This is a genomic window from Emticicia sp. SJ17W-69, assembly GCF_051209875.1.
GTDB lineage: Bacteria > Bacteroidota > Bacteroidia > Cytophagales > Spirosomataceae > Emticicia.
Map to the genome: position 1 here is coordinate 2,009,354 of NZ_JBNTQY010000001.1, position 17,062 is coordinate 2,026,415.

Genomic DNA, 17,062 nt, shown 5'->3' on the forward strand with positions numbered 1-17,062 from the left:
AAACAGTCATACAAAATACCCAATCTGTGAAGAAAAACTTAGGGCGATGTTTCGCCAAAATTCTATTTTTGATTATTATTTCAAATCATTCTTTTGCTCAAGAAGAAAATCAGGCTGTTGTTAAACTTAATCTTTCAGCTGCAGCTCTCGGAACGGCTACTTTTCAATATGAGAAAGTTTTGGGGAAACATCTCTCATTTGCTTTAGGAGCAGGTTTTCGACCTAAAAGGTTACTTCCTTATGCAAAAGATTTAGAAAAATACGTGGATTTTGCAGACAATCGGATTGATTATATCAGTTTTGCAAATGTAAGAAAAGCAGAATCACGTATCGGTATGATTCATGTTACACCTGAAATAAGGTTTTATTTTGGCAGAAAAGAAGCTCCAGTTGGGATGTATTTGGCTGCTTTTGGTAAATACAATAATTTTTATGGTGATGTTCCTGTGTTTATTGATATTGATTATAAAAACTTGCCCGTTCGCTTAGAATTACCAGTAGATACTAAATTACAGACTTACTCTGGTGGCCTAATGTTGGGACGACAATTCCGTTTGGGTAATCGTTTTACGTTAGATTGGTATATTTTGGGTGGGCATTATGGTAGGGTAAAAGTTCATGGACAATCGAATCAAAACCTTGAAGGATTTGATGATGATTTTCGCACACGTTTGAGAAATAAGATCCTTACTACATTCAAAATTAATGAAGAATATTTAGGTTTAGTAGTAAATACCCAAGGAGTCACTATTGACAACGTTCGTCAACTCAACTACATCAACTTACGAGGATTTGGCTTTAATTTAGGGTATCGGTTCTAAGATACAAAACCTGTAAGGTTTTTCAAACCTTGCAGGTTTTATCGTAGTTTTAAAATAGCCTAATTCCCCCTTGAATCCCAACCCAAGAAATCAAGCTGGCTCTTTCTCCAAAATAATAGCCTTGCTTTTCATAAAACTTCCAATTATTAACTTTTCCTAAATCAATGCTTGATTCACTACTTGCAAGAAAATTAAGCGTAGGAGCTACAAATAAAGCAAGATGACGAGTGGCATGAATTTCCAAACCCAAGCTTGCTTTACTGAGCTGATTGAGATTCCATTCAATATTATTTTGCTGAATATGTGAAGAAACCAAATCAAAATTGACCCAAAATGTTCGATTCAATTTCCACGCAGTTCCTAAACCATAGCCCAATGAAAAATTAGGTTTATCGGCAAAACCGAAATTATAGCCCCCTGTCAAAATATTATAGAATTGTTTTACACCAGTTTTGAAAGTTAAATTGAACCAATTTACCTCATCCGCACTCATTTCGAGTCGTTTATAGCCTCCTTTTCCTACAAAACTTAATAACCCAATCGGAATGCTATTTGTACTTTCACCAGCAAAATTAAATACCCCAATTTGATAACTATTTCTGATATTTTGTGCATAATTAAGCACTGAAACTTGTAGTCCATTCATTGTCCCACCAACAATGTTTAGTGTTCCTGCAACTTGGATACCTTTGAAATCTTTCCCAATTATATTTCCAAAACCAGCTACTTGCACACCCGTTCCATTGCCAATCAGTGTATTCCCGAAGCCCGCTACTTGGAGACTGTTTTTCATATCTTGGCCGATTAAATTTCCAAAACTTGCCGCTTGGATGCCACTGAAATTTCTAAGAACGGCATTTCCAAAACCTGCAGCTTGGACACCTCCAGAGCTACCAAAATTCAGGTTCCCAAAGCCAGCAGCCTGTATACCATGAACATTTCGACCAACCAAGTTACCAAAGCCAGCAACTTGGATACCCTTCACATCTTGCCCAACGACATTGGCAAAGCCCGAACCCTGTATGCCATTAACTTTTCCTCGAACAATATTTAAAAATCCTCCAACTTCCAAAGTTCTGACACCAAGCGAATAACCACCTAAAATATTGAATGAAAAATTATTAATTACATTACCACTTAGGTAGTGATTTGTACCTATAAATGGTAAAAACGAAATTTGTACGGGACGATAAATAGTATCTTGGATATTATCTAAATGGATATTTTGCTTGGTTGTAATGAGCCAATCTAAGAAACGATCTTGGGTAGATAATAATTTTTCTTTTGTAAGTTGCCATTGCTCACGATAGTCAAATTTTTGTGCTTCAATAATTACTGAATCTTTTGGCTCTATTCTTTCAATTTTAGCGGTTATAGGCTGAATAACAGGTAAACTATCTAGTTTTTTATTAGGTAATGAATCTATTTTAAATGAAATTAGTCTTATCTTAGAATCAATGCTTGGTATTGGCTTGATAGATAATAGCTTGATATTAAGTACTTTATCTTGTTTGTTGCCAAGTAAAATTCTTTCATCTCGATAACTTTGTTTCCTAACAAGAAGATTAATCTTATTTAAATCTTTGGGAAGTTTCAAGCGATAAAAACCATATTGATTTGAGACGGCAGAAGCAAGAGTGATGGGTTCATAAATACTTGCTTTTTCAATTTTTAAGCCCGTTTCCCCGTCTGAAACGTAGCCCATCACGAAAAAATCTTTTTGAGGTTCTTCACTTATTTTGTTGAGTATTACATAATTACCTCGATTTTTGAATGTAAGTGAATTTCCAAAAATATCAGATAATACTTCTCTAACTGATTGGTTTTGAGCATTAATCGACACTCTTTTTTCTATATTCACCGCATCTGGATTATACGAAAAACTAAAACCACCTGCATTTGAAATAATTTTGAGCGTATTGTCTAATCTTTCGTTTGAGATTTTTACGGAGATGATTCGTTCAAGAGGCGGATGACTTTGGGCAAAACAAAGGCTTATTGAAAAGAATAATAAAGTAAATGTTAATAGCTTTTTCATGATTTGAATGTAATGTATTTTTAAGCTATGACATTTCAGCTTTGTTTTTCCCCCATTTTTAGTTTACAATTTATAATCATGTAGCAAAATACATCAACTGGTAGCTATTTATTGGGAACACCCATTTCCATCAATGATATATTTTTCGCCTTGAGCCGTAATATTCAGATTGAGTGTTTCGGCAATTACATTGAGTGCATTAGGCAATGTCTCATTATCAAATTTGGTTGTTAATCGGCAAGTTTTAATACGGTCATTTTTCAGTAGAATTTTTGTGTGGTAACCCTCGCTCAACACTTTAATAATATGTTCTAAACTCGAATTTTCAAAAACAAAAATCTTCGTTTTATAAGCAAATACATTTTTGTCCATTGCCAAAGTTCTTCGGATAGTATCTTTATCAGCCACAAATTCAGCTTCTTCTCCTCGTACCAAAAGTGTTTGTTTGGCTTTATTTTTAAACTGAACTTTCCCAGTTTCGACACTCACTCTTACATTTTTGTCATAAGCACGAACATTGAATGAGGTTCCTAAAACTTTTACATCAGAGCCATTTGCATGAATAATAAAAGGCTTAGATTCATCTCTTTTTACTTTGAAGAATGCTTCGCCATTCAGACTTACTTCTCTTGTATCTTGCTGAAAATCAGTAGGATAGCTGAAAGTTGTATTGGTATTTAAAAAAACAATCGAACCATCAGGAAGTGTTTTTTCTAAAGTATGGTTAGTTGTTTTGAGGGAAATGATTTCAGTATTTCTTTGACTCAGCAAAATAGCTAATAAACCAGCAACTAATAGTAAGGTAATACTTGCTGCAATACGGAAAGGAGTAAAGAACACTTGTTTTCTTGGTACAAACTTCACATTCTTTGCTTCTTTGGGTAAATCCATTTTTGATTTTACCTTATTCCAAGCCATATCAACATTGACGTTTTTTTCTTCTTTTAGTGAAGCAACTTTTTGCCAAATATATTGATAATCATCCAGCTCTTTTTGATGCTCTTTGTCTTGATTCAACCAATTTTCAACCAACGCAGATTCTTGAGCATCAGTTTCCTGTGCTAAAAATTTACCCAGAAGGTCTTCGGTTATTGGTTGTTTTTCGCTCATTTATGCTGTATAATAAGCTGATGCTTTATTGACTTTTAGATTTTCATCAAAACTCATCACTTCTGCTGTTTTTTTGTTAGTAGCAGTATTGAGATAATAAATTGTGATTCCATCAATGCCAACTAAAAAATCAATTAGTTCAAATTTTAAATTTGGAATTCTTTCGAGTCCAATTGTCCAATATTTTCGGACATTTTCTTTACCGTCCACAACCCCATTGCTTTCTGGAAAAAGTTTGGCAGCCATAGGCGTTCTTATACAAAAATCATCTGTATAATGACTTAAAATAATATCAAGATTATGAGAGTTCCATGACTCAATCCACTCTTGGGTAAAATGTTCGGCAAATTCAAAGCTTATCATCTAATTCAAAAAAAATATTAGTAATGGCAAATATTCGGCTAATTCTACTCTTAAAATTTTCAGTGCTTTTCCAATTTGATTTTCAACGGTTTTAGGCGAAAGCTCCAATTGTTCAGCAATTTCATGGTATTTCAATTCTTCAAATCGACTCATTTTAAAAATCAAGCGACACTGCTCTGGGAGTTTTTTGATCGCTTGTTCAATTTTCTGTTCCAATTCATTTTTCATCACCGTTTGGCTTACTGATTCGTAAGAGGCATCATAAAAGTTTGTGGCATATTGTTGGTATTCTTCCCGAATCTTCAAATGTTTAATTCGATTCATGCAATGATTATGTACAGCCCGATAAAGATAAGATTTGAGTGAAATATTGATTTCTAAATTATCACGTTTTTCCCAAATGGTCAAAAAAAGCTGTTGTACAACTTCTTCGGCCTCATCTATCTCTTTCAAAATCGAATGGGCATATTTACATAGGCTTTGATAATATTTTCGAAAAATTTCTTCAAAAATACGCTCATTGCCTTGCCTGATTGCACCAACTATTTCTTGTTCAGATAATTGCACCGATTGAAAATATAATGTGCAAACTTATGATTTTATGCCCAAATTTCTATAACTATAATTGATAAAAGGTTGTATATGAATGTAAAAATTCGATACCTTTTGCTGTATGACAATCGATATTAAAGATTCCCCTATGGGGAAATGAAAAATGTTAAAATATTTTCAAACTTTGATAGGGGTAAATATTTACTGACCTGTCATAAGTACACAAACATATAAAAAAGCTACAAAAAAGATGAAAAAAAACAATTTAATCTCCGTTTTAATGATTTTAGTGATGATTTTTAGCATCACTTCTTGTGGAATTTTGCAGCAAGCAATCGAACCTGCGGATGAAAAACAAAAAACTTTTGATGTAAAAAACTTTGACCGTCTTGAAATGGGAAATTCATTTCACATCAACGTTGTGCAAGGAGCTACTTTTAAAATAAAAGCTTCGGGTGATAGTCGAGATATTGATGATCTATTGGTAGAGGAAAACAATGGTAAACTCGAAATTTCTTTTAGAAATAAATGGAGACTTCGCCGTTATCGAATGGATATTGATATTGAAATGCCAGCTTTGAAAGAAGTCGATTTCTCAGGAGCAAGTGTTTCAAATATCAGGGGGTTTGATAATCTATCCGATTTGAAAATTGATTTATCAGGTGCTTCCAAAAGTGTTTTTCAGACTAATGCGAAAACGTATGATATTGATTTGTCAGGTGCATCGACACTTGAACTGGAAGGTAAATCTCAAAAAATCTATGCTGAACTATCAGGAGCTTCCACTCTCAATGCTTTTAGTAATGATGCAGAAGAAGCATCATTAAATCTTTCAGGTGCAAGTAGCGGCCGTGTGAATGTGGCTCAACAACTCAAAGTAAGAGCCAGCGGTGCGAGTAAAGTGAGGTACAGAGGCAATGCCAAAGTAGATTCCGATCTTTCGGGAAGTAGTAAAGTCGAGAAAGAGTAAATTTTGTAGGGCGGATTTCCTAATCTGTCCTTTTTCTAGACAAAAACAGACGGATTAGGAAACCTGTCTTACGATTTGCTTAGTTGGCATTATAATGATGGAGAAAACTCACTAAACGTTCGTAATTGAGGAGGTCATCATCTGTGCCATTTTTGAGTAAAAAATGTCTATAAATATTAGAAATTGTCGCAAAATTGCTGTTGTCAGTTAGTTTTGCGGCAATTAATCCTTTAAAACATCTATGAACTTGATTATAGACAAATCTACAAGGCTTTGTTGGTGAGTCATTTAGAATATCATCAATTTTGAGTAAATTGTTGACATCATCTAAGAAGCCAAAGCCTATATCTTCAAAAAAACTTTTAACTTCTTCTAAAATTGTATTCAATTCTTCATCATCACTGACTTTAAAGCGGAAGTATTTTAAATCTTGGAATTTACCAATACTTATCACGAGTGTATTGGCCGATGGACGGTACCCACGAGCGTTATTCAAGAATTGTTGAGCTATTTGTTCGATGAATTCGTGCCTCACACCAAAATTTACCTCAATCCAAAACTCCTTTTGTGTTTCTGATACCGAAAAAATTATATTCTGAAAGCCGTTTTGTGTAGCTTTGCGGAATTGCTTTTGGTCCAACACCAAATCGAAGTTGTGCGGTTGGAAGAAACCTTCTAATCGCTGATAAAATTTTACTTCAAATTTGCTAAGTATCATGGTAGGATTCATTTCTAATTAAACTTTTGTTCAGGAGAAATGTTTTAAACAAAGGCAATATTTATAGAATCGCAATGGTTTATTTTTACTATTTTTCTTCAAAACTAATGTATAAAAGTTTTACTACAATTTTATTCCTGACATTTTTTTGTTTGGAAGTGTTTGCTCAGACCGCACAACAAACGACTGTGCAAACGATTCGAGGGCGAGTGATTGATGCGATAAGCGAAAGCCCATTGGCAGGTGTGGCTGTAACTTTGAAAAATACCAACCAAGGTGTTCAAACTGACAGTGATGGCTATTTTCGTCTTGAAAAAGTACCAGTCGGACGTTATCAGTTACAGATAAGTTCGATAGGTTATGAAAATCAAAATATTTCAGAATTATTGCTTGAATCGGGTAAAGAAATTGTTTTAGAAATTCATCTTAGACCGAGTACTAATCAGCTTGCCGAGGCAGTTGTAAAAGCACAATCTTCCAACCTTTCGGGAGCTGTAACAAGCATCCAAACGATTACAACCGAACAGATTTTTCGCTACCCGGGAACATATCTTGACCCTGCACGTTTGGCTACTGCTTACGCGGGTGTAGCTAATTCTAATGACCAAGCCAATGGTATGGTTATCAGAGGGAATTCTCCGAATGGTGTTCAGTGGCGTTTAGAAGGGGTAGAGGTTGTAAATCCAAATCATTTGAGCAATGCAGGTACTTTTAGCGACCGAATTACCCAAAATTCGGGTGGTGTAAATATCCTTTCTGCTCAATTATTGGGTAATATGAGTTTTTTGACGGGTGCGTTTCCTGCTGAATATGGCAATGCTCTTTCGGGCGTAATGGATATGAGATTACGAAAAGGCAATAACCAAAAACATGAGTTTACCGCCCAAGCAGGTCTCATAGGAATAGATGTGGCCGCAGAAGGCCCTGTTGGGAATAAAGGAGCAAGTTATTTGGTCAATTATCGCTATTCTTTTACGGGTTTATTAGGTTTAATGGGCGTAACATTTGGTGGAGAAAATATTACTTTTCAAGATCTATCGTTCAATGTGTCGTTGCCAACTAAAAAAGTAGGAGATTTTACATTTTTCGGAATGGGTGGTTTGAGTAGTAATACTTTTGAAGGCTTGAGAGATACCACTTTGTGGAAAGTGCAAAAAGATGGTTTTGACATTAATTATAAAAATAAAATGGGTGCGATAGGTGTTACCCACAATGTTCATTTTGGCGAAAAGGTACTTTGGCGTTCAGTTTTGGCAGCATCGGGTATGGAAAGCTCAAGAGATGCGTATGTTTTAAGTAAAAAAACGTTTCAACGTTACCTCACACAAATTGATACTGTATCAAAAAACAAAATATCCTTTACAAGTAGTTTGAGTTATAAAATTAATGTTAAAAACACCTTGAAAGTTGGTGTATTTGTTACGCATCAATACGATGAACTTTTCTCATTATCTACTGAAAAAAAATCCGATGGACATGCTGAGGGTTTGATTATACAACCTTATCTAAATTGGCAGTTTTCACCTGTGCCAAAGTTGACTACCAATATTGGCTTACATTACCTCAACTATACGTTTAATCGAACTAAATCATTTGAGCCACGCTTTTCAATTAATTATCAACTTACTAATAATCAGTCTATTAGTTTTGCTTATGGGCTTCATAGCCAACTGCAACCTCCACAATTGTATTTTGCTCAAGCAAATGTAAATAGTGGCAATTTCTTGCCGAATGCTTTGCTTCAATTCACAAAAGCACATCATTATGTATTGAGTTCACAGCGTTCGTTTAAAAAAGGTTCGTACTTAAAAGCTGAATTGTACTACCAGAAATTATTTAATATTCCTATTACAACCTTAAATCCAACTTTTTCAGCCATCAATTTAGTTGAAGATTTTACAAATGAACCTTTGCAAAATTTAGGAAAAGGCGAAAATTATGGTATTGAATTGAGTTATCAGCAATACCTCACAAATGGTTTTTATGCACTTACCAATGCAACGTTGTACAATGCAACTTATACAGGTTTAGATGGTGTAAAAAGAAATAGTAGATATAATGGTAAATATCTTTTTAACTTGACTGTGGGAAAAGAGTGGGAGAGAACCAAGAATCGTATGCTCGGTACAAGTCTTAGAATTGTTTGGTTAGGCGGATATTATGAACGTGCCATCAATGAACAGGCATCAATCGAAAATAAGCGTTTGATTTATAGTAGTTCTGAAGCATTTACTGTGAAACAACCCGATTATTTCAGGCCAGATTTCCGTATTTATTTAAAGAAATCGAAGCAAAAATATTCGAGAACACTTGCTTTAGATATTCAGAATGTTGCAGGCTATCAAAATACTTCGTATAGTTATTATGATATTTTACAACAAAAAATCGTTAGACAATATCAGCTTGGTTTAATTCCAATTTTGAGTTATCGTTGGGAATTTTAAAATTCCAATAAACCTAAATCTAACATGAAATATATAGTTAAATGCTTTATCGTCAGTCTGTTACCAATTTTTAGTTTTGCCCAAGAAGATGGAGCAATCATTTGTTCGCAATCAAAACAAGCTGCGTTTGGGCGAATGTATAAGTCAAGTAAAGCTCGTATTGCATACCCAGGTGATGATAAAATAGATATTACCTATTATAAGTTAAATTTGAACCTTTCGCATACACAGCAATATTTGAAGGGTGAAGCAACCGTTGCTTTAAAAGCAAAAGCAACGCTTTCTTCTTTCTTTTTAGATTTGAGAAATATTTTGAAAGTTGATTCAATCAAGTTGGGGGCTAAAAAACTTTCTTTTTTACAAGATGCCAGTAAGGTGACTATTACACTTGATAAACAATATACTGAAAATCAGGTGATTAGTGTACTTGTTTATTACCAAGGAAAGCCCGCCAGTTCTGGTTTCGGTAGTTTTTCATTTGCAACGCATGGCAATGCTCAGCAACCAGTTGTATGGAGCTTGAGTGAGCCTTATGGTGCTCCAGATTGGTTTCCGTGTAAAGATACGCCTTCTGACAAAGCAGATTCGTCGGATGTTTGGATAACAATGCCTGCTTCATTTGTATCAGTTTCAAATGGAATTCTTACTCAAATAGTTGATAATAAAGATAATACACGTACTTATCAATGGAAAAATCGTTATCCGATTGCTCATTATTTGATTTCTGTTGCTTGTTCAAATTATGTTGAATACAAAAATTATTTTAAGTATTCTAATACCGATTCGATGGTTGTTACGCACTATGTTTATCCAGAAACATTTACTTCTACTACTAAAACTCAGCTTGATCAAACACCATTTATGCTCAAACTTTTTTCGGAGAAATTTGGACTTTATCCATTTATAAAAGAAAAATATGGTCATGCTCAATGTGATTTTGGTGGTGGAATGGAACACCAAACATGTACTTCTATTAATAGTTATGGTGGAAGTTTAGTCGCACATGAATTGACTCATCAATGGTTTGGCGATAAAATCACCTGCAAAAATTGGGAAAATATTTGGCTCAATGAGGGCTTTGCTACTTATGGAGAGTCTATTTATGCCGAAGCTTTGAGCGGTAGAGCAGGATATTTGAATTCGATTAATAACAGGGCTGCAAGTGCCAAAAAGGCCGTTGGAAGTATTTATGTACAAAACATCAGCAGTGAAAACGAGATTTTTAGCAGTGTTCGTACATATTCTAAAGGAGCGATGGTGCTACACATGTTACGTGGAATAGTGGGAGATGAAAAGTTTTTTAAAATTTTGCAGAATTATCTTATTTCGAGCGTAGCTTATAATGCAGCAAGTACCGAAGATTTTCAAAAAGTTGCAGAAGAAACTACTGGATTGAAATTGGAGTATTTCTTTAAAGAATGGATTTATGGTGAAAACTACCCAAAATATACTTATTCTTGGAACATCAACGAAACATCCGAAAAACTCAAACTTTCTATTAGCCAAACACAAAATTCAACACCTGCTTTTTTTTCAATGCCCATTGATATAAACATTGTAATGACCGATGGGAAAGTAATTACTAATACAGTATTTATTGATAAAGCAAGTCAAGAAATTGAACTTACAAAGCCGATAGGAGCAATTTCGCAAGTTATTTTCGACCCAGAAAATAAAATATTAAAAGATGTATCAGAGAATAAAGTGCAATCTTCTATTACAGGAGTCGAACCATCAAGTAGTTTAGTAGAATGGACAATTTCTCCAAATCCTGCTGATAATCAAGTAATTATTGATTTTTCGTTGAAGCAAAATGCCAAAACCCAAATCACAGTATTTGATTTGATGGGTAGAAATATACATGAATTAGCAGAAGAAAAACTTACCATAGGGAAATACTCAAAAACGGTTTCTTTAAATAATTTACCTGCTGGGAAATATCTTGTACGTTTAGGCATAGAAAATATTTATTTTGGAAAAATTTTGGTGTTGAAATAATTTTACCGTGATGGTAGAGATGCAATGCATTGCGTCTCCACATTGCATTTTCATATTGCATTGCGTCTCTACTTGCATTGCGTTTCAAGGTGGCCTTGAGTATCCACGTTGCATTGCTTTTCAACATCGCATTTATAATGATAAATAACAATTTTAAAAATATGAAACTATTGATTTTAGCGGGGGGGATGTCGTCCCGAATGAAAAAAAACATTGAAGAAAATACAGACCTTGACCCAAAACTCATTGAACAAGCCAATACATTACCAAAGTCGATGATAGGTCTTGGTAAAGATGGGCGACCTTTTCTTGATTATGTATTATACAATGCTGCACAAGCTGGTGTTAAAGAAGTGATTTTGTTATTGAATCCGAAGGATACTGTTTCACAGCCTCATTACGAGAAACTGATGCAAGAAGGTAAAAGTTGGGGTTTGGAAATAAAGTTTGCACGTCAACATATTCCAGAAGGAAGAGTAAAACCGCTTGGCACAAGCGATGCCATAGAACAAGCTTTGAATCAGTTCCCTACTTGGAAAAATAGTCGTTTTATTGTCTGCAATGGGGATAATTTATACCCTGTTGAGGCATTTAAATTACTCTTAAATGAAGCTTATCCAAATGCTATGTTGGATTGGGACACTGAAGGGTATGCGGTAGAAAGAGTAAGGAATTGTGCGATTATTAAGAAAGATGAGGCAGGTTATTTAACTGATTTGCTCGAAAAACCGAACGATGAAGAGTGGGAAGAAATTTTAAAGACAATGCCTCGCATTGGAATTAGTTGGAATATTTTTGCATTCACGGCGGCGGATTTGTTGCCTTTTTTAGAAAAAACGCCTTTACACCCTATCAGAAATGAAAAAGAAATACCTGTAACGGTGAGACTTTGGGCTAATGAAGAACCACGAAGTATTCATACTATTCAGATTGCAGATGTGCTTCCTGATTTAACGAGCAAACATGATATTGCTGAAATCAAGGAAGTGTTGAATTATGATATTTAAAAAGTTCTGAATTTTGACGGGGCCGCTCGTGCGGCTTAAAGTTCTGAGTGGAAAAATTACACGATTCAATTTAGTAAGATAATAGAATCATTCCGCCCAAAAAGTCAGAATTAGTAATACTAAAACTGCACGGGCGGCCTCGTCAGAATTCAGAACTTTTTATCTCTTTCGTTGGATCAATAAAAAACCAAAGACCAGAAGCGACTATTAAACAGCCAGCAATCAAAAAAAGAGGATAGTTAAAATTACCTGTTTGGTGAACAATTGTACCAAAAATAATAGTGATAAAAAAACCGCCCATTTGTCCAGCAAAATTCATAGCACCCGTCACTGTTCCTGAATTTTGTTTGCCAATATCCACACATACAGCAAAAGCTACCGGTAAGGTAAGGTCTTTTAGTAGTACGCAAAGAGCTAATAAATAACCTGCCAATTCATTATCAGGTGTGAGTCCAGCAGCTAAAAAACAAATACTTGATGAGCCTAAACCAGCTACCCCTACGATGCGTCTGCCGAGTTTAAGACCAAGTTTCTTGGTTAAAAAATCGCTTGCAAAACCACCGACGATGCAGCCAATTGCTCCCAAAAAATAAGACAAGGAAACAAAGTTTTTGGCTTGCTCTTCACTCATGTGCCTACCTTCTTGAAAGTATGTTGAAGACCAATTTGTAAAGAAATAAGCAGCATAGAAGAATAAATGACACATCAACATCAGCAACCAAATATTGCGATTTTTTATGATAATTTTCCAGTCAATTTTATGATTTGCAGTCGTCTTTTTTCTTCCAGATTCAATTTCATCAAGTTCTTTTTGGGTAATACTTTTGTGTTCAGCAGGATTATCTTTAAACCAAAAATACCAAATCGTTGCCCAAATAGAACCCATGATGCCAAGCACAAAAAAGGCCATTCTCCAGCCGACAGCATGAACTAAGGGAATGACTATAAGTGGGGTTAATGCCCCGCCAATTCGACCCGCAGCCCATATTACTGATTGAGCTCTACCAACTTCAATCGTTGGAAACCAACGAGAAATCACAATGGCTGCATTGGGATATGCTCCTGCTTCGCCAATACCAAACAAAAAACGTACAATAAGTAAATAAACAAAACCAAAAGCTGTACCTGTTAGAGCCGTGAAACCTGACCACCAAACTACTACTCTTGTCAAAACTTTACGAGGTCCGATACGATCTCCCAAGATTCCAGTTGGCAATTCAAACAAAGCATAAGCTAATGAAAAAGCCCCCAAAATGTACCCAAATGATTGATTATCAAGACTTAAATCGGCTTTCACATATTTACTAACAACATTCATACACACTCGGTCAAGGAATGTGATAATGGAAAGTATGAAGAGAAAAATTAAGACTTTGTGGCGAATTTTCATAATATCTTAGGTTTGGTAGAATCTTCAGATTTTACACAATAATAGCATATTATCCTGAATTTTAATTTTGTTTTCTCAAAGTTATCAGGTTATCCTTTCAAAAATACCTAATTAAACGACAAAATGATGGAGAAGTTTGATGAGCGAGAGATATAATATTCATAAAAGTTTCAACCAATAGGAAAAAGGAATCACTCTTACTTGTTGAAATGATAAGTAAGCAAAATTAAGAATAAGATGAAGGGAAGTTTGATAACGAATAACTTTAAATACTTGATAAGCAAGAATTTATGCTATTTGTAAAGGAGTGCATTCAAGCTAAAAACTTTCTTTGATGGCTATAATTTCATTCAAAAGTTGAGTATTCTCTTCTATTAAATTTCCAATGACAATCATATCAGCACCAGCATTGAAGGCATCAGCTGCCTTTTGTACAGTATTAATACCGCCACCAATGATCAAAGGTACATTAATATTAGCTTTTACTGTTTTTATCATTTTTTGATTAACGGCTTGACTTGCCCCACTTCCAGCATCCATAAAGATTAATTGTAAACCTAACATTTCGCCTGCCATTGCTGTACAAGCCGCAATATCAGGTTTATTATTAGGTATAGGAGAAGTATGACTCATATAATTGGCAGTTGTTGGAGCACCACCATCAATTAGCATATAGCCAGTTGGGAGAACCTCGACGCCACTATTTTTGAGCATTGGAGCTGCGATGACTTGTTGACCAATTAAAAAATCAGGATTCCTGCCAGAAATTAAGCTCAAAAAAAGTACACCATCCAACCCTCCACAGATATGAATGGCATTGCCAGGAAACATAATGACGGGTATTTGAAATTTATCCTTGAGTTTTTTAACAATTTCTTCGATGTTTTTAGCAATAATCAAACTTCCACCTATAAATATAAAATCAATTTTTGTCAAAGCTGTGGATTCAATTTCGTCAAAATTAATTTTATCAAATTTATCAGGGTCAATCAAAATAGCTAATGATTTTTTCTTGCTTTTTGTATTCTCTTGGATTGTTGGTAGTATTTGTTTCATGGGCAATTATAGTAGTTTCTTTGGGATGATGAAGTAGTGATAGCTACTTTTTTGAACACAAAAATAACTAATTGATAGCTTTTTACCCCATCAATTAGTTATTTTTTACTTATGTTATATCAAGAATTTTAACTGTTTAAACTAAAACTATTCCCATCATTTACACAAAGGATGATCTTTAGTGAGTAGAATTGGAACTGTAAAACTCTCAGCTGTACCAGTATTTATTATTTTCGTATAATCAGGATAGGAAACTGATCTGAAGTTCATATCAACTCCATCGGGTAGCGATGTAATAAGTTTAATTTTATTATCACCACTATCATAACTTACATTGCCTAAGAAAGACCAGTTTACTGGTGAAAGTAAAGTACCTTCAATACCAACATTATATGGCTTTATTTCCAATGGTTTATCGTTTTCGCAAGAAACATTGATATAAATGGTTTTCTTTTTGTTAGTACTGGTTTTGAAAGTAAAATTAGTATTACTCAAAGACCCATTCGAGCGGGTTACTTCAAAAACTTGAGTACCCACACCAAAATTTACTTTTAAAACAAGTTTTGTTACATTTAAACCGATACCTTCAAGATCTAAAGAATAACTATTGCCATCTGCATTTCTCTTAACTTCGGTTGAAATATTTTGAATTGATGGTTCTCCGCCATCTTCAGAAGGTTGGTAAAACGCCTCTATACTACATGGGTATGATGCCGCACTTACACTTCCATCAGAATTAAATGTCACTTTTACATTGAAACTTGATGCACTATTTGAAATAATGAAGTCAGCCAATGCAAACCAAGAAAGATGGCTTGTCGGAAAGGTAACAAATAACTTATTGTCTTGGCTGATAACTATTCCTTCTTTTTCGTAAGTCCAAACACCCGTAGATTCGCTGTAGCTATAAATAGGAAATGTATCCCCAACTTTTACTTTTAGACTGGTTTTAGGATTAATTCTATTTGGGGAAATCTCAAAAGAGATATCAACAGGCTGAGAAAAAGTAGCAACCCTGCTGCCATTAGCTGATTTCATTTCAACTGCTGCAAAAACCGAAGGTACTAATGTACCCTTCACATTTGATTCACCATTAGGCCCTTTCGATAGCACGGTGGCATTTGATGCAGGAAAAGCTTTTGCTGATTCACTTGATTGGCCAGAAAATGTTGCAACAGTTGTTTGCAAAGCTCCTGAAAGGGCATTGCCAGTTCCATCTTTCATAACTGTGCCTTTGTCAACATCGACAATAGTTGCATTTTTGCCATTCACCACAACAATACTATTATCTTGATTCGAACCTGTGGTTGCAGAGTTTGTAATTGTTGTTTGTTGCACTGCCGAACCCGCTGGTGGTGTTGACGCTTTCACTAATAGAATTTCAACAGGAGGATTATTTACCCCCTTTAAAGAAACGTCTCGACTTGAAGTTAAGTAACCATCAACACTAATGATAATTTTAAAATCAATCGGTTGAGCTGCTGTTGGTGTTACATTTCTCAATCCTAAGTAGATAGAGGGCCCTTTTTTTGTATAGCTTGTTTTGGCTTCACCTTCAAAGTTTATCACATTTGCAACTTCTTTACCAATAATTTGGATATTGATTTTATCAGTAATTAAGTTCCCAGTTTTGGCATCTTTTACTTGAGCTTCTACAAACGAATCAGCAGGTTTGTAGTTCATAATCACTTTTAAATCTTTGCCAGGATCTAAATTTTTTAAATCTTTACAACTAAGTAAAAATATACTTATAAATAATAGGATCGAAAGGATACGAGGAAGAGCTATGAATTTTTTCATGGTTATGAGCATTTTAATTTTTTTTAAGTATTATTTGATAGCGTAAGAAAGACCAAACTTCATTACTGGATATAAATAAACGGGCTTGAGATTTGCCTCTAATTGTGGAGCTTGGGCAGCTGTTGGTTCAATTGAACCCGTGCCTTGCATTTCAATTTTAGGCGAACCAGAGTACAATACTCCTAAATCAAATAAAAACTTTACTTTTCCATTGTGAGGGTTGCCGAATGACAAGCCTAAATAGGGGGCTACTTTATTATATTTCATTTTCAGACCGAGAGTACCTGTTTCTTCAGGAGTAAAGATGCGGTCATTAAACTTAATATTACTTTTAGGTACTATACCTACATCAACTGCAGTCAAGTTATAAAATACACCAGCGTTTATAGCTAAAAACTTCTTAAATGGGTAGTAATCGACTAATGCACCTACATTACCAACTTTTAGTTTGGCATCGTATTGCACTTTTCCTTTCTCAACATCATCACCCTGGTCGAAGCTAACTATATCGTTTCGGTGATAACTGTAAAAGGAAACAACACCTCTAAAATTAATTTTTGGCTTAAAATGATAAGACACTTCTGGTGAGATTCCAGTAGTACCAATTTTTAGAATAATGGCAATTTTTTTTGGCGTAGGGCTTGGCTTACTTGGTTTGGTTTCTGCATCTTGTGCAAAAATAGATCCTGAACAAAGGAGGAATAATAGGATAGTTTTTTTCATAGCAGCACCTCATTTTTGGTTTAAAATAATCAGTTTATAAAAAATGTTTTACCCTGAATTGGGTCTTAATGA

The 17,062-nt window shown here is 34.7% G+C and carries 14 protein-coding genes; 5 read left to right on the forward strand and 9 right to left on the reverse strand.

Annotated features, from left to right (window positions below; all coding sequences use genetic code 11):
• Positions 1-26 precede the first annotated feature (26 nt).
• Positions 27-821, forward strand: a complete 795-nt coding sequence (locus ACQUQZ_RS08315; RefSeq protein ID WP_435354414.1) for a DUF3575 domain-containing protein — start codon at positions 27-29, stop codon at positions 819-821.
• A gap of 49 nt (positions 822-870) precedes the next feature.
• On the opposite strand, the gene ACQUQZ_RS08320 is transcribed toward ACQUQZ_RS08315, so the two are convergent.
• The 4 genes from ACQUQZ_RS08320 to ACQUQZ_RS08335 form a co-directional block, all read right to left on the reverse strand.
• Positions 871-2,859: an STN domain-containing protein gene (locus ACQUQZ_RS08320; RefSeq protein WP_435354415.1), complete on the reverse strand. Its 1,989-nt coding sequence runs from the start codon at positions 2,857-2,859 to the stop codon at positions 871-873.
• 108 nt (positions 2,860-2,967) lie between these two features.
• Positions 2,968-3,969, reverse strand: a complete 1,002-nt coding sequence (locus ACQUQZ_RS08325) for a FecR family protein (protein WP_435354416.1) — start codon at positions 3,967-3,969, stop codon at positions 2,968-2,970.
• A complete protein-coding gene (locus tag ACQUQZ_RS08330; protein ID WP_435354417.1) occupies positions 3,970-4,332 on the reverse strand; it encodes a nuclear transport factor 2 family protein in 363 nt (120 codons plus the stop codon).
• On the reverse strand, positions 4,333-4,899 hold the full coding sequence (locus ACQUQZ_RS08335) for an RNA polymerase sigma-70 factor (protein WP_435354418.1): 567 nt from the start codon (positions 4,897-4,899) through the stop codon (positions 4,333-4,335). It abuts the gene before it with no gap.
• 235 nt (positions 4,900-5,134) lie between these two features.
• Here ACQUQZ_RS08335 and ACQUQZ_RS08340 point away from each other — a divergent pair, with 235 nt between their 5' ends.
• Positions 5,135-5,854 (forward strand): head GIN domain-containing protein, encoded by a 720-nt coding sequence (locus ACQUQZ_RS08340; protein WP_435354419.1) that lies wholly within the window; start codon positions 5,135-5,137, stop codon positions 5,852-5,854.
• A 79-nt stretch (positions 5,855-5,933) separates the two neighbouring features.
• Here the strand turns inward: ACQUQZ_RS08340 and ACQUQZ_RS08345 are convergent, their stop codons facing one another.
• On the reverse strand, positions 5,934-6,572 hold the full coding sequence (locus ACQUQZ_RS08345) for a hypothetical protein (protein ID WP_435354420.1): 639 nt from the start codon (positions 6,570-6,572) through the stop codon (positions 5,934-5,936).
• Between the two features lie 107 nt (positions 6,573-6,679).
• On the opposite strand from ACQUQZ_RS08345, the gene ACQUQZ_RS08350 reads away from it, so the two are divergent.
• The 3 genes from ACQUQZ_RS08350 (at position 6,680) to ACQUQZ_RS08360 (ending at position 12,021) form a co-directional block, all read left to right on the forward strand.
• Positions 6,680-9,016 (forward strand): TonB-dependent receptor, encoded by a 2,337-nt coding sequence (locus ACQUQZ_RS08350; protein WP_435354421.1) that lies wholly within the window; start codon positions 6,680-6,682, stop codon positions 9,014-9,016.
• A 24-nt stretch (positions 9,017-9,040) separates the two neighbouring features.
• The gene (locus ACQUQZ_RS08355; RefSeq protein ID WP_435354422.1) at positions 9,041-11,014 is read left to right on the forward strand and encodes a M1 family aminopeptidase; all 1,974 of its coding nucleotides are present in this window, start codon (positions 9,041-9,043) and stop codon (positions 11,012-11,014) included.
• Positions 11,015-11,175: 161 nt separating this feature from the next.
• The gene (locus ACQUQZ_RS08360) at positions 11,176-12,021 is read left to right on the forward strand and encodes a sugar phosphate nucleotidyltransferase (RefSeq protein ID WP_435354423.1); all 846 of its coding nucleotides are present in this window, start codon (positions 11,176-11,178) and stop codon (positions 12,019-12,021) included.
• A gap of 142 nt (positions 12,022-12,163) precedes the next feature.
• Here ACQUQZ_RS08360 and ACQUQZ_RS08365 read toward each other — a convergent pair whose 3' ends face one another.
• The 4 genes from ACQUQZ_RS08365 to ACQUQZ_RS08380 form a co-directional block, all read right to left on the reverse strand.
• Positions 12,164-13,411: an MFS transporter gene (locus ACQUQZ_RS08365; protein ID WP_435354424.1), complete on the reverse strand. Its 1,248-nt coding sequence runs from the start codon at positions 13,409-13,411 to the stop codon at positions 12,164-12,166.
• Between the two features lie 318 nt (positions 13,412-13,729).
• Positions 13,730-14,467, reverse strand: coding sequence for a geranylgeranylglyceryl/heptaprenylglyceryl phosphate synthase (locus ACQUQZ_RS08370; protein ID WP_435354425.1), 738 nt, complete (start codon positions 14,465-14,467; stop codon positions 13,730-13,732).
• Between the two features lie 156 nt (positions 14,468-14,623).
• Positions 14,624-16,267, reverse strand: a complete 1,644-nt coding sequence (locus ACQUQZ_RS08375; RefSeq protein WP_435354426.1) for a hypothetical protein — start codon at positions 16,265-16,267, stop codon at positions 14,624-14,626.
• A 30-nt stretch (positions 16,268-16,297) separates the two neighbouring features.
• Positions 16,298-16,990, reverse strand: coding sequence for a hypothetical protein (locus ACQUQZ_RS08380; RefSeq protein WP_435354427.1), 693 nt, complete (start codon positions 16,988-16,990; stop codon positions 16,298-16,300).
• Between the last annotated feature and the right edge of the window lie 72 nt (positions 16,991-17,062).

What these genes read in the sequence shown, in the direction of transcription:
- ACQUQZ_RS08380 (WP_435354427.1), bottom strand. Translation starts at nt 16,990, where the DNA reads ATGAAAAAAACTATCCTATTATTCCTCCTTTGTTCAGGATCTATTTTT.
- ACQUQZ_RS08325 (WP_435354416.1), bottom strand. Translation starts at nt 3,969, where the DNA reads ATGAGCGAAAAACAACCAATAACCGAAGACCTTCTGGGTAAATTTTTA.
- ACQUQZ_RS08320 (WP_435354415.1), bottom strand. Translation starts at nt 2,859, where the DNA reads ATGAAAAAGCTATTAACATTTACTTTATTATTCTTTTCAATAAGCCTT.
- ACQUQZ_RS08370 (WP_435354425.1), bottom strand. Translation starts at nt 14,467, where the DNA reads ATGAAACAAATACTACCAACAATCCAAGAGAATACAAAAAGCAAGAAA.
- ACQUQZ_RS08340 (WP_435354419.1), top strand. Translation starts at nt 5,135, where the DNA reads ATGAAAAAAAACAATTTAATCTCCGTTTTAATGATTTTAGTGATGATT.
- ACQUQZ_RS08330 (WP_435354417.1), bottom strand. Translation starts at nt 4,332, where the DNA reads ATGATAAGCTTTGAATTTGCCGAACATTTTACCCAAGAGTGGATTGAG.
- ACQUQZ_RS08360 (WP_435354423.1), top strand. Translation starts at nt 11,176, where the DNA reads ATGAAACTATTGATTTTAGCGGGGGGGATGTCGTCCCGAATGAAAAAA.
- ACQUQZ_RS08365 (WP_435354424.1), bottom strand. Translation starts at nt 13,411, where the DNA reads ATGAAAATTCGCCACAAAGTCTTAATTTTTCTCTTCATACTTTCCATT.
- ACQUQZ_RS08350 (WP_435354421.1), top strand. Translation starts at nt 6,680, where the DNA reads ATGTATAAAAGTTTTACTACAATTTTATTCCTGACATTTTTTTGTTTG.
- ACQUQZ_RS08375 (WP_435354426.1), bottom strand. Translation starts at nt 16,267, where the DNA reads ATGAAAAAATTCATAGCTCTTCCTCGTATCCTTTCGATCCTATTATTT.
- ACQUQZ_RS08355 (WP_435354422.1), top strand. Translation starts at nt 9,041, where the DNA reads ATGAAATATATAGTTAAATGCTTTATCGTCAGTCTGTTACCAATTTTT.
- ACQUQZ_RS08345 (WP_435354420.1), bottom strand. Translation starts at nt 6,572, where the DNA reads ATGATACTTAGCAAATTTGAAGTAAAATTTTATCAGCGATTAGAAGGT.